At 46.1% G+C, this 22,670-nt stretch carries 22 protein-coding genes and 1 riboswitch; of the genes, 6 read left to right on the top strand and 16 right to left on the bottom strand.

The annotated features are described in order from the left end of the window. Positions 1 to 40: 40 nt before the first annotated feature. Positions 41 to 1,243 carry an MFS transporter gene (locus UJ203_RS13215; RefSeq protein WP_322011420.1) on the top strand — a complete coding sequence of 401 codons (1,203 nt, stop codon included), beginning with the start codon at positions 41 to 43 and terminating at the stop codon, positions 1,241 to 1,243. On the opposite strand, the gene UJ203_RS13220 is transcribed toward UJ203_RS13215, so the two are convergent. Genes UJ203_RS13220 through sigY form a run of 6 tightly spaced genes read right to left on the bottom strand, consistent with a single transcriptional unit; the run spans position 1,240 to position 4,144 of the window. Further along, on the bottom strand, positions 1,240 to 2,016 hold the full coding sequence (locus UJ203_RS13220; RefSeq protein ID WP_322011422.1) for an ABC transporter permease: 777 nt from the start codon (positions 2,014 to 2,016) through the stop codon (positions 1,240 to 1,242). The two genes, UJ203_RS13215 and UJ203_RS13220, sit on opposite strands and share 4 nt — an antisense overlap. Further along, positions 2,013 to 2,900, bottom strand: a complete 888-nt coding sequence (locus UJ203_RS13225) for an ABC transporter ATP-binding protein (RefSeq protein ID WP_322011424.1) — start codon at positions 2,898 to 2,900, stop codon at positions 2,013 to 2,015. The genes UJ203_RS13220 and UJ203_RS13225 overlap by 4 nt, the downstream gene beginning before the upstream one ends. 6 nt (positions 2,901 to 2,906) lie before the next feature. After that, the gene (gene yxlE, locus UJ203_RS13230; RefSeq protein WP_024123344.1) at positions 2,907 to 3,095 is read right to left on the bottom strand and encodes a sigma Y negative regulator YxlE; all 189 of its coding nucleotides are present in this window, start codon (positions 3,093 to 3,095) and stop codon (positions 2,907 to 2,909) included. Further along, on the bottom strand, positions 3,095 to 3,298 hold the full coding sequence (locus UJ203_RS13235) for a transcriptional regulator (protein ID WP_185848467.1): 204 nt from the start codon (positions 3,296 to 3,298) through the stop codon (positions 3,095 to 3,097). Before UJ203_RS13235 ends, yxlE begins: the two co-directional genes overlap by 1 nt. Then, on the bottom strand, positions 3,298 to 3,615 hold the full coding sequence (locus UJ203_RS13240) for a YxlC family protein (protein ID WP_105954486.1): 318 nt from the start codon (positions 3,613 to 3,615) through the stop codon (positions 3,298 to 3,300). Before UJ203_RS13240 ends, UJ203_RS13235 begins: the two co-directional genes overlap by 1 nt. Next, a complete protein-coding gene (sigY, locus tag UJ203_RS13245) occupies positions 3,608 to 4,144 on the bottom strand; it encodes an RNA polymerase sigma factor SigY (protein WP_095712702.1) in 537 nt (178 codons plus the stop codon). Before sigY ends, UJ203_RS13240 begins: the two co-directional genes overlap by 8 nt. Positions 4,145 to 4,357: 213 nt before the next feature. Here sigY and UJ203_RS13250 point away from each other — a divergent pair, with 213 nt between their 5' ends. Then, the gene (locus UJ203_RS13250) at positions 4,358 to 5,731 is read left to right on the top strand and encodes a cytosine permease (protein WP_322011429.1); all 1,374 of its coding nucleotides are present in this window, start codon (positions 4,358 to 4,360) and stop codon (positions 5,729 to 5,731) included. A gap of 12 nt (positions 5,732 to 5,743) precedes the next feature. On the opposite strand, the gene UJ203_RS13255 is transcribed toward UJ203_RS13250, so the two are convergent. The 5 genes from UJ203_RS13255 to cydA form a co-directional block, all read right to left on the bottom strand. Continuing rightward, complete coding sequence (locus tag UJ203_RS13255; RefSeq protein WP_322011431.1) at positions 5,744 to 6,574, bottom strand: NAD(P)H-hydrate dehydratase; 831 nt, start codon at positions 6,572 to 6,574, stop codon at positions 5,744 to 5,746. A gap of 86 nt (positions 6,575 to 6,660) precedes the next feature. Then, positions 6,661 to 8,388: a thiol reductant ABC exporter subunit CydC gene (gene cydC / locus UJ203_RS13260; RefSeq protein ID WP_322011434.1), complete on the bottom strand. Its 1,728-nt coding sequence runs from the start codon at positions 8,386 to 8,388 to the stop codon at positions 6,661 to 6,663. Continuing rightward, positions 8,385 to 10,088 (bottom strand): thiol reductant ABC exporter subunit CydD, encoded by a 1,704-nt coding sequence (cydD, locus tag UJ203_RS13265; RefSeq protein ID WP_322011435.1) that lies wholly within the window; start codon positions 10,086 to 10,088, stop codon positions 8,385 to 8,387. Before cydD ends, cydC begins: the two co-directional genes overlap by 4 nt. Beyond that, positions 10,088 to 11,104 (bottom strand): cytochrome d ubiquinol oxidase subunit II, encoded by a 1,017-nt coding sequence (cydB, locus tag UJ203_RS13270; RefSeq protein WP_105954492.1) that lies wholly within the window; start codon positions 11,102 to 11,104, stop codon positions 10,088 to 10,090. Before cydB ends, cydD begins: the two co-directional genes overlap by 1 nt. Beyond that, a complete protein-coding gene (cydA, locus tag UJ203_RS13275; protein WP_322011438.1) occupies positions 11,088 to 12,494 on the bottom strand; it encodes a cytochrome ubiquinol oxidase subunit I in 1,407 nt (468 codons plus the stop codon). The genes cydB and cydA overlap by 17 nt, the downstream gene beginning before the upstream one ends. Positions 12,495 to 13,047: 553 nt before the next feature. Between cydA and cimH the strand changes: the two genes are divergently transcribed. The 3 genes from cimH (at position 13,048) to UJ203_RS13290 (ending at position 16,471) form a co-directional block, all read left to right on the top strand. Beyond that, positions 13,048 to 14,397 (top strand): citrate/malate transporter CimH, encoded by a 1,350-nt coding sequence (gene cimH, locus UJ203_RS13280; protein WP_322011440.1) that lies wholly within the window; start codon positions 13,048 to 13,050, stop codon positions 14,395 to 14,397. Between the two features lie 124 nt (positions 14,398 to 14,521). Beyond that, positions 14,522 to 16,210, top strand: a complete 1,689-nt coding sequence (locus UJ203_RS13285; protein WP_322011442.1) for a M56 family metallopeptidase — start codon at positions 14,522 to 14,524, stop codon at positions 16,208 to 16,210. A gap of 57 nt (positions 16,211 to 16,267) precedes the next feature. Further along, complete coding sequence (locus UJ203_RS13290) at positions 16,268 to 16,471, top strand: hypothetical protein (protein WP_044160384.1); 204 nt, start codon at positions 16,268 to 16,270, stop codon at positions 16,469 to 16,471. Positions 16,472 to 16,483: 12 nt separating this feature from the next. Here the strand turns inward: UJ203_RS13290 and UJ203_RS13295 are convergent, their stop codons facing one another. The 5 genes from UJ203_RS13295 to UJ203_RS13315 form a co-directional block, all read right to left on the bottom strand. Then, the gene (locus UJ203_RS13295) at positions 16,484 to 17,344 is read right to left on the bottom strand and encodes a polysaccharide deacetylase family protein (RefSeq protein ID WP_415859191.1); all 861 of its coding nucleotides are present in this window, start codon (positions 17,342 to 17,344) and stop codon (positions 16,484 to 16,486) included. Between the two features lie 86 nt (positions 17,345 to 17,430). Beyond that, on the bottom strand, positions 17,431 to 18,150 hold the full coding sequence (locus UJ203_RS13300) for a ZIP family metal transporter (protein WP_322011445.1): 720 nt from the start codon (positions 18,148 to 18,150) through the stop codon (positions 17,431 to 17,433). 110 nt (positions 18,151 to 18,260) lie between these two features. Beyond that, a complete protein-coding gene (gene msmX, locus UJ203_RS13305; protein WP_010332420.1) occupies positions 18,261 to 19,358 on the bottom strand; it encodes a maltodextrin ABC transporter ATP-binding protein MsmX in 1,098 nt (365 codons plus the stop codon). A gap of 119 nt (positions 19,359 to 19,477) precedes the next feature. Further along, positions 19,478 to 20,371: a PucR family transcriptional regulator gene (locus tag UJ203_RS13310; protein ID WP_322011448.1), complete on the bottom strand. Its 894-nt coding sequence runs from the start codon at positions 20,369 to 20,371 to the stop codon at positions 19,478 to 19,480. 199 nt (positions 20,372 to 20,570) lie between these two features. Then, positions 20,571 to 21,407, bottom strand: a complete 837-nt coding sequence (locus UJ203_RS13315) for a YitT family protein (protein WP_003218811.1) — start codon at positions 21,405 to 21,407, stop codon at positions 20,571 to 20,573. Between the two features lie 69 nt (positions 21,408 to 21,476). Continuing rightward, positions 21,477 to 21,579: riboswitch (guanidine-I (ykkC/yxkD leader) on the bottom strand. 391 nt (positions 21,580 to 21,970) lie between these two features. Here UJ203_RS13315 and UJ203_RS13320 point away from each other — a divergent pair. Continuing rightward, positions 21,971 to 22,513: a DUF4352 domain-containing protein gene (locus tag UJ203_RS13320; RefSeq protein WP_142367090.1), complete on the top strand. Its 543-nt coding sequence runs from the start codon at positions 21,971 to 21,973 to the stop codon at positions 22,511 to 22,513. Positions 22,514 to 22,670 lie beyond the last annotated feature (157 nt).

The following is a 22,670-nucleotide window of genomic DNA, read 5'->3' on the forward strand; positions in this document are numbered from 1 at the left end:
ACTCATTGTGTTGTACTGGAATAAAAGAGGTGGTGAGAGCATGGAAATACAGCAGCCGCTGATTCCTCAGCAAAAAACAATCGGTGCTTTAGATCACGCCGTTTTCTTATGCATGGTATTTTGTTTTTGGTTTTCGGGTTATATTTACGTTCCTGTTTTCAGCCTGTATTTGGAGGATCTGCACTTTTCATACGGAGCGATCGGCATGATTCTCGGAAGCTACGGGGTGACCCAAATCCTGCTGCGGTTCCCGCTTGGGCTTCTGTCAGAAATTCTTTTTTCTCTGCGCAAGCCATTGTTAATCGCTGGCTTTGGATGTTCCATTCTCAGCAGCGTGCTTTTTCTTGCGTTTGATTCTTTTTTCTTCGTCCTGACCGCCCGGCTTCTCGCTGGGATTACAGCATCCATGTGGGTGATGGCGACGATTCTATACGCTCATTATTTCAAAGATGGCAGTGCCTCAAAAGCAATGGGCATCATGCAGTTTTTTACCGTCATGCCTCAGTTTGTCAGCATTGTGTTCTGCGGGCTTGCAGCAGCGCATTTAGGCAGGCAGGTTCCGTTTTGGATGGCACTGGCTGCTTCGGGCATCGGCCTTGTGATATGCTGTTTTATTAAAGATCCGTCGACTTTTCCCGCTAATCACAAGACGTTCCGTATGCCGCAATACATCAAAGACACATTGCGGCTGCCGAAGCTGAAGCTTTTCACGATTCTATCTATGACTGCACATGCCGTGCTATTTATGACGGTGTTTGGTTTTACGCCGCTTTACACGAACCAGCTCGGAATGGGAGACATCGAACTGCTTTGGGTGATGACCGCCTTTTTTCTCCCTCATGCAGCGGCTACCCTGAGCTTTTTGTTTTTGCGTTTTACCGGAAGAATCGCCTATGGCACCTTGCTGACCTGTTTTGCTGTCATTGGAGTCTGTTTGATGTTCGTTCCTTTTTCAGCTTCATTGCTCACGGTCTGCATGACCCATGCTTTCATCGGTCTGGCGCTTGGCTTTGTGTTTCCCCTATTGTTAAGCCGGGTCGTCGATATCAGCTCAGCGCGTTTAAAAATGTCAGCCATGGGATTTTATCAATCGTTTTATGCGCTGGGCATCTTTACCGGCCCCCTTCTCGCCGGAAAAATCGCACAGATTTTCGGTTTGGCCGAGGTATTTTATGGAGCCGGATTGATGGCATTGGCCGCTTTGATGATGATGCTGGCCACAAAGCGGAAACTGATCAGTTAATAGCTTTCATACCGGCGGAAGCGCCACACAGAAAAAACGGCCAGAAGCATGATGCACAGAATGGAGAATGTGAGCGACCATCCGAAAAAGTCCGCCGGCTCTCCATGAAGCAGAATATGCTCTGCCTGCTTGCAAAGCTCAGCCGGCAGCCATTTCGCACCATCAGGAAAAAGCGAGACAGCAAAGGAAACGGCAGCCGTCAGCCCAATTCCGGCTGCCGCGGCTGCTCCGAGAGACCGAAACATCGTGCTTCCGGCAAGCCCTGCAGTAACAATAAACATCATCCAAAGAGAGTAGAGCCCGAGGCTTGCTGCAAAGCGGCTGAACGATGCGTGCTCAAACAATATCCGGACGTAATAATAAGCAAGTCCGTACCCAGCTGCAAACGACGCGATCCCGATCATGCTTTGGGTGATCCATTTGGTCAATATATACTGGGCTGCCGTCACAGGCCGCGACATAATCAGAGCCGTTACACCTTGATTTCTTTCATTCGCCACACTGCCCATGACACTGAAGATGATCAGCGCCATGCCAAGCGTGTTGAATTGGGAAAGCGTGCTCACCATCACCTCAGATCCGGAAGGCATGGTAAAACTGATTTTCATACCGTCTGGAAGATTCCCCCCATGCGCAATGATTTCCGGCATATAATAAATGGTCAGCGGCTGCGTCAGCCCCACGATCATCATCGCGATGGGCAGCCAGATCAGCTTGCCGCTTCTCCAGCCTTCCAGCCATTCCTTTTGTAATAGCGTCATCATGACATTCATGCGTGCACCACCTTAAGATAGACGTCTTCGAGAGACTCGGTTTTCTGTTCAAAACAGGTGATTGTCAATCCCATTTGGATACAATCACTCAGCAATGTCCTGCCAGAGCCTGTATCGCTTAGCTCAAAAACAGCTTGAGACGGATTCTTATAGACAACATCGGATATATAAGGCCTCTCTTCAAGCCAGCCCTTCAGTTTCTCTTTTACAGTAAGAGTGAAAACATTCGTTTGATGCTGTTCTTTAAGCTGCTGTAAAGCGCCTTTCCATGAAATCTCGCCATTTTGCATGATCACGACTTGATCACACACCTGCTCCGCATCGTGCAAAACGTGAGTAGAAAACAAAACAGCCATATGTTTTTTCAGCTCCTGCATCATATCCAGCACCTCGATACGCCCAGAAGGATCCAGGGCAGATACCGGTTCATCCAAAATCAAAAGCTTCGGTTTATGAAGCAAAGCCTGAGCCAGACCGAGCCTTTGTTTCATGCCGCCAGAATAACCGCCGATTTTTTTGTTTGCCGCGTCCTGCAAACCGACAAACTCCAGCATTTCGCCTATTTTCTCAAGGCTTTTTTTCTTTGAAAGGCCAGACAGTCTCCCGGCAAAGGTTAAAAATTCATTTGCCGTCATCCATGAATAAAAAGCCGGGTACTGCGGAAGATAGCCGATCATACTGCGATCTGCTTTTTGCTCCCCGTACAGCTTGACCGTCCCGGAGGTGGGTGACAGCAGTCCGGACAGCATTTGAAGCGTTGTGGTTTTACCAGCCCCATTCGGTCCTAATAGAGCGACACACTCGTTCTCCATGACTTGAAAGCTGACATTCCGTACAGCTTGATGATGCCGGTATGATTTGCATAATGACTCAATAGATAGCATGCTCGCTCACCTTTGCTTTCTGCCGACGGTAAAAAATAAAATCGGCCCAATAATATTGATGCATATAATCACTGCTGCCCACATCCATTTCGGCCCGTTTGTCCGCTCTTCTTTCACACAGCTGATCAGGGCAAACACTGCCAGCACGGCCTGTAACACAATCAGCGGTACAATCATTTCCCAAGAAATATTCATTAGCTGATCCTCCTATTTTTTCGGTCAGGCCTTATCACAAAAAAGTAATAGCAAATCAGAGGCATCGGCACTTGAATCAGTCCGACAATTCCCCACACCCATGCCAGACGATCCCGTTTTTTCGCATCAATGAATAAAAAGATTCCCTGTGCCAATGCAATCAGATAAGCAAACACAAAAATCGTCAAATCTGTTTGGGACATCAGTGTTTCACCTCACGTTCGCCAAGGTATCGTTTTTTCTCAGCTGCAATCAAAATCGGCAGGACAGCCAGCGCACAGACCTGAACCACGACAAAAGCAGCGGGAACTTGAGTAAATGCCAGAGTCGCCGCGCTTACCACCATCAGGGCAGAGAACACAAATAAGATAACTTCTTTCAGCACGCTTTTTCTTCGTTCGGCTTTCATTTGTGACAGCTGATCAAGCAATTCTTTTTGACTCGGTATATTCGGGTTGGCGCATTGGTCAATTTTCTGCAATTCCGATTTTAAATGAACAGATTGCTTTTCTTTATTCATCAGTCCACTCCTTTCTGATTTGCTGGAGCCCTTTATGGACTCTGGACTTTACCGTGCCTTCTTTGATATGCAGCATCATCCCGATATCAGCATAGGTATAGCCGTAATAGTGCCTTAATAAAACGGGCGTGCGCAGCTTCGGGTCAAGCTGAGAAAAGAGATCAAGCGTCTCGCTCCACTCAGAGCCTTTCGTTGACACGTCCCACTTGATCTTGCGTATCGTTTCCTCTGTAACAGCCTGATTTCGTTTCCATTCTCTCTTTCTCTTTTTCTGGTGATCAAGGTAGAGTCTTGACGCGATAGAGATCAGCCAAGTGGAGAATTTGGACCGGCCTTGAAAACTCCCCAGATGGACGTACCCTTTCAGAAAGGTTTCCTGAACTAGATCCTCGCTGACGTCAGGGTGAAGGGAAAGCTTTAACAAGTATTTATATAGAAAAGAATAATAATGCTGAAAAAGGGCTGTAAACGCCTCGTCGCTTCCCTCTTTCGCCTGCTGAATCAATTGCTGTTCTTCATTTGTATCCAACGGCCGCGATCCCCCCTTTTTTTGTTATCTTGCCTTATGAGACGACACCGGATTCCAGAGCGTTCAACTTTTTTTATAATTCTTTTGATCTATTGACTTCACTGGCCTCTCATCAGTTTTCGTGAACATCTAAATTTGTAAAGCGAAGTACAGTCTGTTAAGCTATGTTTTTATGTCTATTTCAAAATTTCATTATATATGGAGGACGATGCATTGAAAGTAGAAAGGCGAACGATTGAATATATTCCGAATGAAGAAAGACATGGTAAAGCAAAAGATTTATTTCCCGTATGGTTCGGGGCCAATATGCATATCACCACGTTAGTGACCGGTACTCTTCCCGTTGCAATGGGACTTAATCTGTTTTGGAGTGTTGCCGCTATTATTTGCGGAACCTTAATCGGTGCCATATTTATGGCTTCTCATTCCGCGCAAGGACCCCAACTCGGCATCCCGCAAATGATTCAAAGCCGTGCCCAATTCGGCGTAATCGGAGCGATTCTTCCCCTCTTCTTAGTCATGTTTATCTACCTTGGTTTCTTCGCAAGCAGTACAATTCTGGCGGCCGGGACCTTAAGCAGCTTTGTTCCCATCCCGGGATCATGGAGCATTATAGGCTTAAGCGCCGCATGTTTTTTACTCACCATTTTCGGTCATGATTTGATTCACAAAATGCAAAAAATCCTTTCTTGGACCTCTTTTGCCGTATTTTTTGCTGCAACGATACTCATTTTCCAATTACCGATTCCGGCAGGCAGCTGGATGCCCGGGACGGTCGACTTGCCCGTTTTCTTGGTGGCAGTCAGCGCCGTAGCAACTTGGCAGCTTGCCTATGCGCCTTATGTCGCCGATTATTCCAGATATCTGCCAATTAAAACACCGGCGTCCCAAACGTTTTGGTACAGCTATGCAGGAACATCTGTCAGCTCCATCTGGATGATGCTGCTCGGCGCGCTGCTGACCACAGCACTTCCTGATTTTACGACAAACTCTGGGACCCAGATTGTGCAATTGTTCGGTCCCTTCTCGTTCATTATGCTGATCATTGTTTTATTTGGCCAGATGGCGATTAATGTCTTTAACTTGTACGGAGCTTTTATGTCCACAACGACTACGCTTGAGCCGTTTCTGAAATTAAAAGTCACACCGAAAATCAGAATCATCATGATCCTTGGCGTCACCGTCGTCGGAACAGTCCTAAGCCTTCTCGGGCAAAGCAATTTTATGGAGCTGTTTTTGAATTTTATCTTTTTTATCAGTTATTTCTTAATTCCATGGACGGCGATCAATTTAGTGGATTACTACTTCGTCCGCCATGGGAACTATGAGGTCAAAGCGATGTTTGATATCAACGGGCCATATGGAAGAGTCAATTGGATCACAACGATTGCTTTCATTCTATCCATCTTGTTAGAAATTCCGTTTATCAATACATCCTTTTACATCGGGCCATTGGCAAAAATGTTTGGCGGCGGGGATATCGCATGGATTATCGGCTTAGCCGTGCCTTCTGTTCTATATTATGTACTCATGAAACCGCGCCTGAAAAAACGAGCGGCTTATCAAGAAAAGCTGTCTTCCCTATGAAGACAGCTTTTTTCATTCAAATCGTTTCCATACACGAGGCAACATGTCAGAGAGCTCGCGGGCGAGCAGCGTATGGGCAGAGTGTTCGTCAGTCCAAAGCTCGGCGCATGCACCGTGCAAGTATACGGCATTTAATACGGCATGTTTCGGGTCTTTGTGGCAGCAAAGCATGCCCAATATCATTCCCGGCAGTGTGTCGCCGGTTCCGCCTTTGGCGAGTGCTCCGTTTCCGGTCGGATTGCTCCAGCAGTCGCCATCGGGAAACGCGATGATGGTTTGATTTCCTTTTAACACGATCACCGTTTGCAGCTGAACCGCCCACTCCTTGGCATATTCCGCTCTTTTATTTTGTAAGTCTTTCACCGGAACCCCTGTCATTCGGGAAAACTCACCAGGATGCGGCGTAAGGATGACGGGCGCCTCCCGTTTCGGATACGTGCGCTTTGTCAGCGCCCCGGCATCCAAAATAACGGGGCAATCCTTCTCAAGAATATGATCAACGGCCTGCTGCACCCTCTCTGTTTGCGGAAGCCCCGAACCGATCGCAATGGCCCGGTACGTCTCTTCAAGGCGAGAGCCCGCCGCTTTTTCCCAGCCGTCACGCCAATACGTGGCCTCCGGCAGAACCGGAACGATCAGCGGGATCACGCTTTCAGACGTGCCGATGACAAGCTTGCCGAGACCGCTCCGCATGGCACCAAGCCCGGCTAAAAGCGCAGCGCCCGGCATGTCGTCGCTTCCCGCCAGCAGCAAAGCCGTACCGTACGTACCTTTATGGCTCGCTTCATCTCTTTCAGGGAGCGCAGCCCTTACATGCTCTTCCGTCCAAATCGGAACATTCATATCCATACCTCCTCTTATTATCTCTTCTTATTTTTCCTGCACTTCTTCTTTTTCAAACAAAAAAAGACAGCCCCAGAGGCTGTCTTTTATTTTACAGGAACGTCGAGATGATAAAGCCGGCGATACCGTTCGTTCGTCGCAAGCAGTTCCTCGTGTGTTCCTTCCATTTCTGTTTTTCCGTTTTCCAGAAAGACGATTTTATCGGCCGCTTCCACTCCCGCCAAGTGATGCGTAATCCAAAGAATCGTTTTACCTTTCAGCACCTCAAACACGGTTTCCATCAGTTCGCGTTCCGTGATAGGGTCCAAGCCTACTGTAGGCTCATCAAGTATAATGATCGGCGTATCCTGCAGCAAAATCCGGGCGAGCGCGATCCGCTGCCGCTCTCCTCCTGAAAATCGGATTCCGGTTTCCTGAACTGAAGTATGATATCCGTCAGGCAGCGACTCAATGTAATCATGCAGCTTCACCTGCTTTGCGGCGCGGCGCACATCCTCGTCGCTCGCCTTTCCGTTTCCGAGCCTGATGTTATTCAAAATGCTTGTATCAAACAAGTGAGGCTTTTGATTTAACACAGCCACCGCATTAGCAATCTGATCCTTTACAAGCGCTGTTTCCACTCCGTTTAACGTTACCGAGCCTGAGTCAGGTTTCAATGCACCCTCAATTAATGCGAGTGATGTTGATTTTCCTGAGCCGCTCCGGCCGAGCAGCGCCATTTTTTCTCCTTGGCGCAGCGTAAAGGAAAAATGGTTCAGTACTTGGCTGCTGTTGTCATAAGAAAACGTCACATCGCGAAACGCCAAAGTGACGTCTTTGAGATCAAGCCTGTCAGCCGCAGACTCTGTTTGTGAAGCTTCAGGCTGAGGAGCCACCTTGTTCATTCTTCTGATAGAATCCTGATAACCCGGCACTTCACCCAACGCATCAGAAAGCGGCAGAAAAGCTTCTGTCAGCGGGAACACAACAAGCACAAAGGCAGCAATCATCGTTTTGGCGAGTTCGCCATTTGCATGCTGCCCCGCCGTCCAAAACAGCATCAGCAAAATAAGGCCGGCGACAAGGCATTGCGCGGCGAAATCCCGCCATCTTGTAAAACGATGTTTTTTGCGTTCCAGCTCAAACCAAGCGTTTTCTTCTCTTTCATAGGAATCAATAAAAGCATGCCGGCGTCCGCTGAACATCCAGTCGCTGACACCCATCACGGCATCTGTGAGACGGCTGTACAGCACATTTCGCCCGCTTTTCAGCTTGGCATTCTTCGCCCGCGTCACAAGCAAAGACACGACCGGAAACAGCACAACCAGAACAAACAAATAAAGCGCCAGCAAAATGGCAAACGGCCAGGAGAAAAAGCCGAGCGCAATCACTGAAACAGCATACAAAAGCAAGGCTGAAACGGCAGGGAAAATGGTTTTTAAGAAGGCATCCTGCAAATGCTCAATATCCTCAGACAAAATGCCGAGCATATCTCCTGTGCGAAAACGCGACCGCAGCATCAAAGCGCCAGGCTCAAGCATGTTGTAAAGGCGGACGCGCATGTCGGACACGATTTTCAAAATGATATGATGCCCGATTAGGCGCTCCACATAACGTGACACAGACCGGGCGATCCCAAAGGTTCGAACGGCGACAATCGGCACATAAATGAGCAGGATGTTCTCCGGCCTTGTCGCCGCCTTTGAAATTAAAAACCCTGAGGTATACATGAGAAAAGCAGCGGAAAAAATCGTCACCGCGCCCAAAAAGACAACAAGAACAAACAGACGGGCATTTTGCTTGATATACGGCAGAATCCATTCTTCTTTCTTCATGCTCTTTCCCCCAGTTGTGCCTTCACGAGTTTGGTGTACACACCGTTTTTCGCCAGCAATTCATCGTGAGTCCCGATTTCTGCTACCCTGCCTCCGTCCAGCACGATAATTTCATCCATATCGAGCATCCAATGGAGGCGGTGTGTCGCGAGAAAGACGAGCTTATCATCAAATAAATCCAGCATCGTTTCTTTTACTTCATATTCTGTTTCGATATCCAAATGGGCGGTCGGCTCATCCAGCAGCAGAATCGGGCGGTTTCCCAAAAAGGCGCGGGCCAGCGCGACACGCTGAGCCTGACCGCCGCTGAGCGCCCGGCCGCCTTCTCCGATCCGCCCCTCTAATCCTTCAGGAAGGGTGTTTACAAACTCCGTCAATCCCGCTGAGGAAGCAGCGCGGGCTGTATCTTCAGCAGAAGCGCTTGGGTGATAAAACCGAATATTGTTCGCCAGCGTATCATCAAAAATATAAGGATGCTGCGGAATATAGAGCAGGTTTTTCTGCCAGTTCCCGTCCTGCAGATGCGAACGGCTTGAACCGTTCACACTGATAACACCGTCATCCGGCTCCAAAAATCCTCCGAGAATATCGATTAAAGTTGATTTTCCGGCACCGCTTGCTCCAATGATGCCGATTTTTTTCTTCCCTTTAAATGAAAGAGTAATATCAGACATCGCTCGGCCGGCTGAGACACCTGACAGCTTCAGTTCATCCTCATCGGACCATGTTTCAAGCTGAAGCGGTGCCTCTTCTTTGAATCCCGACTGAGATAATATGTCCTGAATCGTCTTGCCCGCTTCCTGACCATTAAGCGTCGCATGATAATCATTTCCCACTTCCCGCACCGGCAGAAAATATTCAGGTGCCAGAATAAGCGCTGTTAAAGCGGGGCCAAGCAAAATATCGCCATCAATCAAACGCAAGCCTAAAAACACAGCAACTGTCGCCACCGACAGCATCGTGAAAAAATCGAGAGCAAATGAAGATAAAAACGCCACACGCAGTGTGCTCATTGTCGCTTTGCGATACCGCTCACTGACGTGGAAAATGTTTTTGCTATGCGATTTGCTCAATCCTAAAAAACGCAAAGTCTCCAATCCGCGAAGAGAATCAACGAAATGGTTGGACAATGTCTGGTATGATTTCCACTGGCGATCCGCTTTTCGCTGTGCGACAAGGCCAAGAAGAATCATAAAAATAATCAGAATCGGCAGGGCCGCGACTAGAATAATCGCAGAAGTCCGATCCTGAAAAAACACGTAGATGACAACCGCAGCCGGCACAATCGCCATGCTGACCATTTTCGGCAAAAACAGCTCTAGATAGCGGCGGAATTGGCTGATGCCTTCCATCGCCAGCGTCACCATTTGCCCCGTCCCCTCTTTCTTTGCAAAGCGGGGGCCTAAGCGGAACAACTGATCGAGAAAGCTTTTCCTCAAATCAGCTCCCGTCCGGGCGGCATAATGATAGACGAGTTTCTGACGCGCCACTGTCACCCCGTGCCGCGCGACAAAAGCGATGAGGAAAAAGCCGATCACCGGAAACAGGGAGGCAATGCTCTTCCCGTTGAAAAGCCCGGTTACAGCTTCACTCAGCCACTCTGCCTGCATGATAATAGCGGCTGTCTGAATCAGCGTTAAGCAAGTAATCACGGTGAGAATCCGCTTCATTCCTTTATATCGAAACAGGTCTTTTCCCATTAATAAGTCATAGGCTCCTTATGACTGACGCGCTTCCGGAAGACATAATAGCTCCAGATCTGGCTGCCGATTACAAACGGCAATAGCGTTAATGCTGCAATTGACATGACTTTTAGCGAATAATCACCGGAAGAAGCGTTAGCTACTGTTAAATCGAACGCGCTTTGAATCGAGCTGACCATCACCCGAGGGAATAATGAAATGAAAATCATTCCTACGGTCAGAGCAAGCCCCGCGCCTGTCATCGCAAATGTCCAGCCGTCTTTCTTCTTGCGGATGAATAAAGCTGCAAGCATAAAGCAGATGACAATCAAAACAACAAGCGGTATTGTAATCTCGCCGCGGCGTGTAAACATGTCTGTCTCATAAGCAGAAAGGGCCGCGAAAGCAAGCACCGCCACAAAAACAACACCCATTATCTTTTGCGCCATTTGTCTGGCGCGCTGCTGCAAATCACCAATCGTACGCAGCGTGATGAACATTAATCCATGCTGGAAGCAAAGAAGTGTTACGGTCACACCGCCTAGTACAGAATATACATTTATATAATCAGATAAGTGCGCGTGAATGTTCATATCGGCATCAATCGGCATACCGCGGAATAATGTCGTAAATAACACACCGAGCACAAACGGAGGAATCAGACTGCCGAAGAAAACCACCCAGTCCCAAACCTTTACCCATTTCAAATGATCAACCTTGCCGCGGAATTCAAACGCGACCCCGCGGCCCATTAACGCAAGCAGCACAATGACAAACGGAATGTAATAACCGCTCAGCATCGTCGCATACCAGTTTGGAAACGCCGCGAAGATAGCACCCGCACCAGTTAAAAGCCATACTTCATTCGCGTCCCAGAACGGTCCGATCGTGTTGATCAGCACTCTGCGCTCTAATTCATTATGGCCAAGAAAACGGGTCGCCATGCCGACCCCAAAATCAAAGCCTTCCAAAAAGAAGAAACCTACAAACAATACAGCAACGAGTATAAACCAAAGATCATGAAGAGATGCCATGGTATACCTCCTGACTAAATGGATCTGTTGATACAGGAACATCATGATGATCATCATGCTCCGCGCCTTTTTTAATTTCACGGATAAACAAGAAGACGAGCAATGCGCCCAAAATCATATACATCACACCGAACGCGATGATTGAGAATAACAGGGAGCCCGCCGTTACGTTAGGCGACACGGATTGAGCCGTTGTCATCAAACCCATGACCGTCCAAGGCTGACGCCCGATTTCTGTCATAATCCAGCCCGCGGAGTTTGCAATAAACGGGAAGGAAATCAATGCGATCATGATGCGCAAATACCATTTGCTGTTTTCCAGCTTTTTGCGGCGGTTTAGCCAAAGGCCGCCTAACGCAGCAAGAATCATGACAACACCTGCTCCAACCATAATGCGGAAACTCCAGAACGTCGTTTTGACGGGCGGAATATAGTCGCCTTTTCCGTACACTTTTTCGTACTCTGCCTGAAGTGTTTTCATTCCTTTAACACTGCCGCTGAATTTTTGATAAGCCAGATAGCTCAATGCGTAAGGAACTTTGACTTCATTAGAGCTCTTTTCATTTTTCGTATCAATTGTGGCAAAGGCCGTCCAAGCAGCAGGGTCGCCGCTGTCTTCCCAAAGCCCTTCACTGGCAGCCATTTTCATTGGCTGCGACTCCATCAAGTGTTCAGCCTGCATGTGTCCGCTAAGACCGACGCCAAGGCCTGCACAAAGCCCGACAATCATTGCGAGTTTGAAAGATTGTTTAAAGAATGGCACTTCTTTTTTCTTTAATAGTTTAAAAGCACTGACACCGGCGATAAAGAAAGCCCCGGTGGCAAGCGCACCGAAAATGACGTGCGGGAATTCAACCCAAAGCTGCGGATTTGTAATCAGCGCGCCAAAGTCATTCATTTCCGCGCGGCCGTTTTTGATCGTAAAGCCGACCGGTTCCTGCATAAAGGAGTTCGCTGTTAAGATCCAGAAAGACGACATAATCGTTCCGAATGACACGAGCCAAATGCAGAGCGCATGAATTTTTTTAGGCAGGCGGTCCCACCCGAAAATCCATAATCCGATAAAAATAGATTCCATGAAAAACGCCAATAATGCTTCAATCGCAAGCGGCGCGCCAAATACATCTCCGACAAAACGGGAATAATCAGACCAGTTCAGTCCAAACTGGAATTCTTGCAAAATCCCCGTAACAACACCGACTGCGAAATTTATTAAGAATAAGTGTCCCCAAAACTTCGCCATTTTGAGGTACAGCTCATTTTTCTTCACAAGATAAAGAGTCTCCATCAATGCAACCATAAATACAAGCCCGATAGACATTGGCACAAACAAGAAATGAAACAACGTTGTTGATGCAAATTGAATGCGGGCTAATACTAATTCACTCATGCTTTATCCTCCATTTCCGGTTGAGAATGTTATATTGTTCACTACTTCACAAGCAGAACCGAAACTTTGATCAGTATTTCACAAAATAGACGAAAAAAATATTGTTCAATATTTCACAAATACGTCAAAAAGTCGTTCAATATGATTCAAGATTGCCAGACTGACGAATGGCACGATCTCTAAATGGTTCATATTAAGTACTTTACAACGATCCGCTTTAAAAATAAAGCCCAAAATACCTAAAAAGTCCCACACTATGTGACCGATTATTGTCTATTTTGTTGCTGATTTATGACGGCTGCTAGGATAAATGACCCTTTATTATCGTACATCAATGCCTCGCTCCTTGCGAATAAAATGCTTGACCGGCATCAGCACTCGTTTCTCGGCACTCCGGCACATCCGGAATTTAGTCAGAACGTCTCTTTTCATCTGAATCATAAAGAAGAAACAGTTTGAATAGTAAATTTTTAATATATTAATAATTTCAATTTTTTAGTATACTTAACATAGTGAACAATTTCACTGCAACAAGAATAGGGGAGGTTTTTCAATGGGAGAGCTTCAAACTCAATTGCAAATGCAAACGGATACAATTCACGAAGGGGTTCGAAAAGAGAATTGGTTTGCGAAAGCTATGAATATAAAAGTAGGCATCATACCGCTTCCTGTTTATGCCCTGCTGTTTATATTAATTACTATTTTTGTATTGCATCACGATGTGAAAAGCGACATCTTGACATCCATTGCCGTCATGGCGTTTTTCGGATTTACCTTTGCCCAAATCGGAAAATCGATACCGATTGTGCGCTCTATCGGCGGCCCGGCCATCCTTGCTACTTTTATTCCATCTGCTGTCGTCTACTATCACCTGCTGCCAAATGATATTGTCAAATCCACCACAGAATTTACAGAAAACTCAAACTTCCTTTATTTGTTTATTGCCGGAATTGTTGTCGGAAGCATCCTCGGCATGAAAAGAGAAACACTTGTAAAAGCATTTATGAAAATTTTTATACCGCTTATCGCCGGTTCTGTCGCGGCCGCCATTGTGGGACTGGCTGTCGGTACATTGCTCGGCCTCGGATTTCAGCACACCCTTCTGTACGTCGTGATTCCTATTATGGCTGGCGGCGTCGGAGAAGGCGCCATCCCTCTGTCCATCGGTTATTCCGATATCATGCCGATGTCTCAAGGGGAAGCGTTCGCACTTGTTCTTCCATCGATCATGCTCGGCAGCCTGTGTGCGATCATCTTAGCGGGCCTGCTCAACAGAATCGGCAAGAAAAAACCGGAATGGACCGGCAACGGTAAAGTTGACCGTTCAGAAGATTCACCAGCGCTGGAGGAATCGCAAAACGGCCAGCACATGTTCAACCTTTCTCTGTTTGCGTCCGGCGGAATCCTTGCCGTTTCCTTGTATTTGGTCGGTATGCTCGCCCACGATTTTTTCGGTTTTCCGGCCCCTGTTGCCATGCTGCTGTTAGCTGTTTTGATCAAGCTGTTCAGACTGGTCCCTGCCTCAATTGAAAACGGCGCGTTTGGCGTGTCCCGCTTCTTTTCAACGGCAGTCACCTATCCGCTGCTCTTTGCAATCGGCGTGTCCATGACGCCATGGGACAAGCTTGTTTCCGCCTTTAATCTCAGCAATATCATTACGATTCTGTCTGTCGTAGTCACAATGATGACAGTCGGCTTTTTCACAGGAAAATGGCTGAACATGTATCCGATCGAAACAGCCATTATTAATGCGTGCCATTCAGGGCAAGGAGGCACCGGTGACGTTGCGATATTAAGTGCCGCTGAAAGGCTTGAGCTGATGCCTTTTGCCCAGGTGTCTACTAGAATCGGCGGGGCCATCACAGTGTCCTTGACCTTATTGCTGTTACACCAGTTTTATTGATACGCTGCAAGCAAGTTCTTCATATAATGAAAGAGCTTGCTTTTTTTGCATTTCCGTGTTTTTACAAGTTTCTGCCGCATGCTATAGTAATAGTTGGAAAGATTACGATAGAAAGGACTCTAGCATGCCTATGGGAACCAGTCTTTTTCTCTTTATCATTCTCGGGCTGGGCATTCAGCTGATATCAGCCCTTGCAGCAAAGCTTCTTCCGGCATTAGAACTCTGGATCGATATTGTTCTTTGGATCGGTGCTGCTAGCTTTATCTTCTCTCAACAGTCTTTCATAGATGGCATCGTCTCTCTGGCATTGATGTTCACCAGCTACTGGACCGCATTGGATCTGACTGTCCCCAGCTGTGTTGAAAAACCATCAGGCGAATGGCAGGAAATTGAGCTTTCAAGAGACCACACACGCCTCCTCTCGGACATTGCTCTGATTGTCATTGTGTTTGCGGGCGCTATTGTTTTCTTCATTTACGGACCTGACACCAGTGTTCTAAAATATGTGATCCTGTTCGGTTTCATCTCGGGCGGCGCGGCACTGGTAAAACGCATATTAAATTTTCTAAGTGTAAAAGTCTTTTATTCATCGTCTTTAGAAACATGGCATATCAGTTCACGATATGAAAGCCGCACCTACCCGCTTTCAGACCTGAAAGACATCCGGCTTGAATCGACGGCAGATCTATTAAAGCTTCATCCGCTTTTGACCATGTATTCATCCCGGCTCGATATGACAACAAGCTTTCAGCAAGTCATAAGGCTCTCTCTTCCCGGAGAAACGCTGTTTCTGACCGTGAAAGATCCTGAAAAGTGGAAAGCGATTCTCGGGGAATTTCTAGATTCCGAAACCAAAGAGGAAACGGTTATTACTGTCCTGCCGATTTATCATCGGAAAAATGTGAAACGGCTTTTAGGTAAACTTTATTTTGCCGTAAGCGTAAAAGGGATATCTGTTTACGCCATATTGGTGCTCGGTTTATATGCCTTACACGCCTCCCCTTGGGTTATGGCTGGTGCCGTGATGTTGTACTGGGTTTTGAATATGTATCTATCTGACCGGGTGCTGCGGACGGCAATGGATGCCAGGCCTTGTCTGAATTCAGACGTTCAGGCAGCGGCAGATAAGATTTTTAGAAAAGCAGGCATTTCGCATGTGGAGATATACGAAACGGATAGCGATGAATACAACGGCATGGCAGTCGGAATGAATGTAGGAAGATCAATGGTGATTCTGACAAGCGCTACATTAACCCTTCCGCCGCATGTCATTGAGGGTATTCTTGCTCATGAAGCTGTTCATATTAAAAAACGTGATGTGCTGTCCATGCAGCTGTTGCGCTTTTTATACCTTGGGGCAGTCATCGGGATCATTCTTTTACTTGAGCATTACATCGCTCATCCCGGCGCTTACAAAATCGCACTTTGGGCGCTGATCATGGGAATCATCATTCTATTTCAGCTTTATCAGTCATTTTGTTCCCAATGGATGGAGGTGCGCGCCGATCACATTGGCGCTTCATTGCTGGAGGGCGGATACAGGCAGATGGCCGAATCCTTAAAGATCCTGGCGGTTCGCCAGGATGAAGATCTGCAAAAACAAAACACCTACTGCTCTGATATAGATGAAGACGAAGTTAAGGTGAACTCTCTCACCCGCGATAACAGCTGGCTTTTCAGAATCATAGATTTTCAGTTTTCTCCTCATCCGCCTATGTATTGGCGTGTCAGCGCATTGCTTTCAAACAAAGGACACGGCATGGTCAAGCGCTGGCTGAGAGATCGGCTGAAAGAATCCATCTCCCTTAAATGAAACTTTTCAGGCTTCAAAACGTATGAAAAATAACTGTTTAAAGGGGGACGCCATATGATTGTGATTCTTATCGCTTTGATCTTCGGTATGATCGTCATTTATCAATCGGCTCGATCAACCGCTTCAGAAAACAAAGGACGCCAGCGGGCGGACAGCGGTTTTTTCGGATTTTCCGATGGCGATTCCCGCCATGATGGATGCGGCAGTGACGGAGGCTTCGGGGATTCCGGCTGTGACGGCGGAGGGGGCGGCGGCGATTAATCGCCGCCATTTTTATTTCATCGACTCGATGTACGCGCCAAATGACGCCCCTGACATTCCCGGGGATACACGTACGCGATGGAGGGCGTACATCCCCTGATCTCTGGAGGCTGCTCCCGGTTCAGTCGTCACTCCCATTTGATAACCGGTTTTTTCAGCGGCCTTCAGGGTATCTTCGTTGTAGCGCCCAACCGGATAGCTGATGATGGCGGTTTGCTGATCGAACATCCTGTCAAACAGCTTTTTTGAATCTGCCATTTCGCTATGCTGCTGCTCTGGCGTTAAACCGTTCAGCTCAAGGTGGTCAATCGTATGGCTTTCAATCGATATGCCATGCTGTGACATTTCCTTCATTTGATCCTCTGTCAGATGATGTTTATGTCCAATCGATTTGCCGATCATAAAAATCGTCGCCTTCATGCCATACTTCTTTAATACCGGATACGCGTCTTTGTAATTATCGGTGTATCCGTCATCAAACGTGATGAGCACACATTTCTCACTCGGCTTCTTATCCTGAGCCAGCATGAGATACGCCTCTTTTGGGGTTAATGTCTGGTAGCCGTTATCGTGCAGCCATTTCATATGTGCCTCAAATTCTTTCTTTGGCACACGGAGACTGTTGCCTGAAGAGATGCTGTGGTACATCAAAATCGGCAGCTTTGCCGGTTTCTCTGTTTTGATCCATGCGGATGTATCATCTTCTTTTTTCTGCACATGTACTGTCTTTTCTTCCGGTTTCTTTTGTTCTGCTTTTGGCATCTGCTGCTCCGCGATTGCTTCTTTTTCAGCGCAAGCGGCAAGAGTCAAACAACTAGCCAAAAAAAACTGCTTAAGATAAAACGTTTCATCGGTTTCCTGCTTTCTGTCTATTTCTTCCTCCTTTTCATCGGTTGATTTGCGGGATTTTCAAGTGAAAAAACCAGACATGTAGCCATGTCCGGTGCAGATTAGGAAAACTAATTCAAAATCAAAGACGTTAAAAGACCAAGAGCAGCAATTAATCCTGTCATCGGACCGCTGTCTTCATACGCCTCGGGCATCATCGTGGATGCAATCATTGCGATGATTCCTCCGCCCGCAAAAGCAGCGATTGCCGACATCATCTCCTCAGTAGCGCCATCGAGGAAGTAATATCCTGACCATGAGGCAAAAATAGAAATTATCAGTACCGCCGCCCAAAGCAGCAAGATCTTCTCCTTTGAATATCCGCTGTTCTTCATGCCGGCCGTGCTGGACAGCCCTTCAGGTATATTGCTGATAAAAATCGCAATCACCAAAAGGAAGCTGACGGATTGTTTTTCAAGAAGGCTGGCTCCAATCATAATAGATTCGGGGACAGCATCCATGATGGTGCCGATAAAAATCGCGATCCCCCCGCTGCCTGCAGCTGCTTGTCCCGATCTTTTTCTTTGAGACGCGCCTCTTTTCGAAACCGCGTAATCAAATAGGGTAAACACGACAGCGCCTGCTATAAATCCGGCTCCTGTCGAGACAATTCCGCCATTCTTCACCGCGTCCTCAAGAAGTTCATAGGCGGCAGCGCCGATTAATACCCCTGTGCCAAAAGCCATGATATAACCGATGATACGCTTGCGAATCGGGAGAAACATAGACGCCAGCGCACCCAGCAAAACAGCAGAGCCGGAAATCCCGCCCCACATCGCCGCATTCCACATTTCTATCTCTCCTTTCTACAAACCACTACCCGCCGCGGTTTTTGCTGTAAACCTTGAGATAGAGAGGGAATGCAAAAAACCGGACATCGCTCCATGTCCGGTTCTCCAGCTTAACGGATTCTGATTTCAGTTTCACTGTCAAAGAAATGCCCTTTATTCATATCAAACGCAACTGTCAGCTCATCCCCTGACTGAATATCGAGACGGGCGTCGATCCTCGCAATAAAATCCTGGTTATCGATTTGCGAATAAATCATGATCTCAGACCCCAGCAGCTCCGCAACATTGATTTTCGCTTTAATTGAAGAGCTCTTATACGATTCCACGACAATCAATTCATCATGAATATCCTCAGGGCGGATGCCGAAAATGACTTCTTTGCCAATGTAGCCTTTTTCACGAAGCACTTTCATTTTCCCCTCCGGCACGCTCAACACCGAAGAACCGATTTTGATTGTGCCGTCAGACAGCTTCCCTTTGAAAAAGTTCATCGCTGGTGACCCGATAAAACCGCCAACGAATACATTTTCAGGGAATTCGTATACATCCTTCGGCGTCCCGATCTGCTGGATTTTGCCGTCCTTCATGACCACAATCCGAGTCGCCATCGTCAGTGCTTCTGTCTGATCATGCGTGACATAAATCGTGGTGGTTTGCAGTCTCTGGTGGAGTTTAATAATTTCCGCTCTCATTTGCACCCGAAGCTTTGCATCCAGGTTTGACAAAGGCTCATCCATCAAGAATACCTTTGCATCCCGCACGATCGCTCTTCCCAGCGCAACCCGCTGTCTCTGCCCGCCTGAGAGCGCTTTAGGTTTGCGGTGCAAATATTCTTCCAACCCGAGAATTTTAGCGGCTTCCTCCACTCTTTTTTTGATTTCAGGCTTGGGCATTTTGCGGAGCTTCAGCCCGAATGCGATATTATCGTATACCGTCATATGCGGATAGAGCGCGTAGTTTTGGAACACCATTGCGATATCCCTGTCCTTTGGCGCCACATCATTTACCCGTTTTCCTTCAATATAAAAATCGCCTTTCGAAATTTCCTCAAGTCCTGCGACCATCCGCAGTGTCGTTGATTTTCCGCAGCCGGACGGGCCAACAAATACGATAAATTCCTTATCCGCAATGTGAAGATTAAAGTCGTCTACCGCCGCTTCCTTTTGATCATAATATTTATAAATGTGCTCCATCCGCAATTCAGCCATCTAACATCCCCCTTTGTTATTGTAAACGCTTTCTCAAATCAAGTGTATCAGCATTTATCCGACACTGAAATGGGCAGCATTCATAAAATCACACGGCCGTTTTCGTGCATATTTCCAGTTTATTCTGAACCTTCGCTTTGCAGGCAGATAAAATACGCAAGCAGAGCGCCTGTATAGGTTTTAATGTCTATTCCTGACCGCTCGATAAATTTATCAATCCGGTACTGCAGGCTGTTGCGGTGCAGATGCAGTTTTTTCGCTGTTAATGTCACGTTTGAGTTGTTTTCAATAAACAGCTTGATTGTTTTTCTCAGCTCAGGTTCATTTTCAAATAATAGCTCGGCTTCTTCACTAAGCAGTGATTTCAGCTGTTTCTTTTCTTCCTCCAATAATAAAAAAGGGAACATGATATCAAACGTCACACGCTGAACCTGCGGCAGCCGCTTTTCAGCGAATAGAAAATACGTTTGTTCACGGGCATAATGTTTCCGTAAGCGCTCATCCGTTTCATAAAACCTTCCGGCGTAAAAACGGACACTGAAGTAGAAATCACTTTCAAGAACCCTGGCGAGCGACTCCAATTCGTCTTTCCCGGCTGCCGCTTCACTTTCCTGCTCGACAATCACGCCTCTGTCCTCATGCATCCAAACGATCACAAAAGACACCGGCCAAAAATGGCGCATCGCTTCCGCAAATGATGCCCGTTCAGTTTTGCCGATCAAATGAAAATGAATGAACCTTGTCCTCTTCTTGATATTCGGCGGCACTTCTCCTTTCGAGAATAGAAACGTAAACCACCTGTTTTCTTCCGGCGATTTGAAAGACATGTGATCCGCCTCTTCCGCTAATGTTAAAAATGACTGGAGCAGCAATGTCTCCTTTTGGCTGATCTCCGTTTTTGGGATCGAGATATATTTCTGACTGTTTTCATCAAAAAAACACAAGCAGTCTTCCTGTGTACAAAGCTTGTCAGACACAATCGAACCGGGATAAATAGCCAGCAGCGACTTCATATGGTCTCCTCTCCTATGTAAGGATATGTATTTTCAGTATAAGGCGAAATGCACATGTTCTCCAGCTTCTTTTCGTATTAGATGGCCCTCTTTCGTTTACGGCAACGGCAATAAAGAGGATATGCATGAACTGAAACGCGATACAGAAGCAATGGTTCTAAACAAATAAATCCCTCTGCAGCTGCGCAGAGGGACCTCCTTATTTTGAAATATCCACAAACCCTTCACCAAACACATCGCGCACGTCATGAACAATCACAAACGCTTTTTTGTCACAGCTTCTGATGATTTTCTTCAGCATAGAAAGCTCCTGTTTGTTAATGACGATATACAAAATCTCTTTTGACTCGCCCGTATAGTTTCCCTTTCCTGATAAAATGGTGACGCCCCGGTCCATCAGCGTATTAACCTGCTCGGCAATTTCACCTTTATTTTCCGATATGACAGTAATCGCTTTTTTTGTATTTAGTCCTTCAATAATGAAGTCCATCACTTTTGTTCCGATATACAGCATCACAATCGTAAACATCATTTTTTCCGCACCAATAATAAAATAAGAGCTGAAGACAACAATTAAATCAAAAAAGAGCAGGGCGTAACTGATATTCCAATCTAAATATTTATTGGCAATTCTGGCCAGAATTGCGGAACCGGCTGTTGTGCCGCCGACCCGAATGATCATGCCGATCCCGACACCCGCAAACACCCCTGCGAAAATCGTGTTAATGATCAGCTCATCAGACGGTGTGCTCCACCCGTGTGTCAGATGCAGAAAAAGCGAGTTTGCTGCCACGGCGATAATCGTATAAACCGTGGTTTTCCCGTCGAGAAATTTATATCCGATCAATAGCAGAAAAGCGTTTAATATAAAGTTTGTCACCCCGGGAGACCATTGAAACACATAATACAAAATCAGCGTAATCCCAGTAACGCCGCCTTCCCCAAGATCATTGGGAATCGCGAATAAATTCACAGCAAGCGCGAAGAAAAAAGCGCCAATCACAAGCATCAGCACATCAAGCATTTTCTTTTTCATCACAGAACACTCCTTCATCAGATAGTATCAACAAAAAAACCCAGGAGTACGCTCTCGCAAAAGAGCAGAAACTCCTGGGCTTTTATCCCACCGTGTCATAACAGCCAGACTGTTATGTGTTTTCTCTCGGTCACAGGCCAATATGCATTGCGGAACCCTAGAAAACCAATGTTTTAGTATATCCTTTTCACTTTCCAATATTAGCATTATAAGGGACTGAGCAAATAGGTTCAAGGGGTATTTGCGGAGATTTAAGTGCAAATTAAAATTCAAGAAAATACAAATTAGCTATTAACATATGAATGATATAGACGATAAGAAAATATGCATGTATTTTCATAAGAAAATATAACTAACAATGATAAATAATATAATAAATTCATAATTTTGTATTGACTAAGTGAAATAATATAGGCATTATAGTACATATGTTTTGTGTATTTAATGACATAGGAGGAAATATAATGGCAGGAAAACTAGTCCCTTGTAAAGCTTGCGGTCAAGAAATTGCAAAAGGTGTAAAAAAATGTCCTAACTGCGGTAAGGATCAGCGTAACTTTTTTATGAGACATAAAATCATTACGTTTATTCTCGCAGTTGTTGTTATCATTATTATCGGTAATGTTATTGGCGGCGGAGGCGATTCAGAAGCCACTTCCAAAACATCAAGCAGCAGCAAAGCTGAAACTGAAAAAACATACAATATCGGTGATACTGTTAAGACTGAGAAAACTGAAGTGACAGTTACAAAAGTAGAAGACAGAGATTCTGTTGGCACTCAATATATTGAAAAGAAAGCATCTGATGGAGGTACTATTGTAGCTGTTCAATATACAATTAAAAACGTATCCAAAAAGCCGATAAGTTCTTTTTCAATTCCAACTGTTAAATTAGTTGATGGTGATGGCACTTCTTATGATTCTGATATTGATGCTTCTTCAACCTATGCAACTGAGACAAAAGTTGATAACTCTAAAATATTGAGTGATCTAAATCCTAATATTAAAGTAACAGATGTGAAAGCTTTTGAAGTCGACAAGGAAGCTTATGCAAAAGGAACTTGGAAACTCAAATTCAGCAATGATGTGATTGTGAAAATCAAATAATAGCAGACAAGGGTGCCTTAACAGGCACCTTCAGGCTGTCGAGAAAATCTCGACAGCCTTTATTTTTTCTTAAAATATCCATTCTCATGTAATAAAATAAAAGAAAGACTTACAAGGACGGTGTCTTTCTCATGTTGCACACAAGAAATTCTTCTCA

Source organism: Bacillus sp. V26, from assembly GCF_034296245.1.
Classification (GTDB): Bacteria; Bacillota; Bacilli; order Bacillales; family Bacillaceae; genus Bacillus; species Bacillus halotolerans.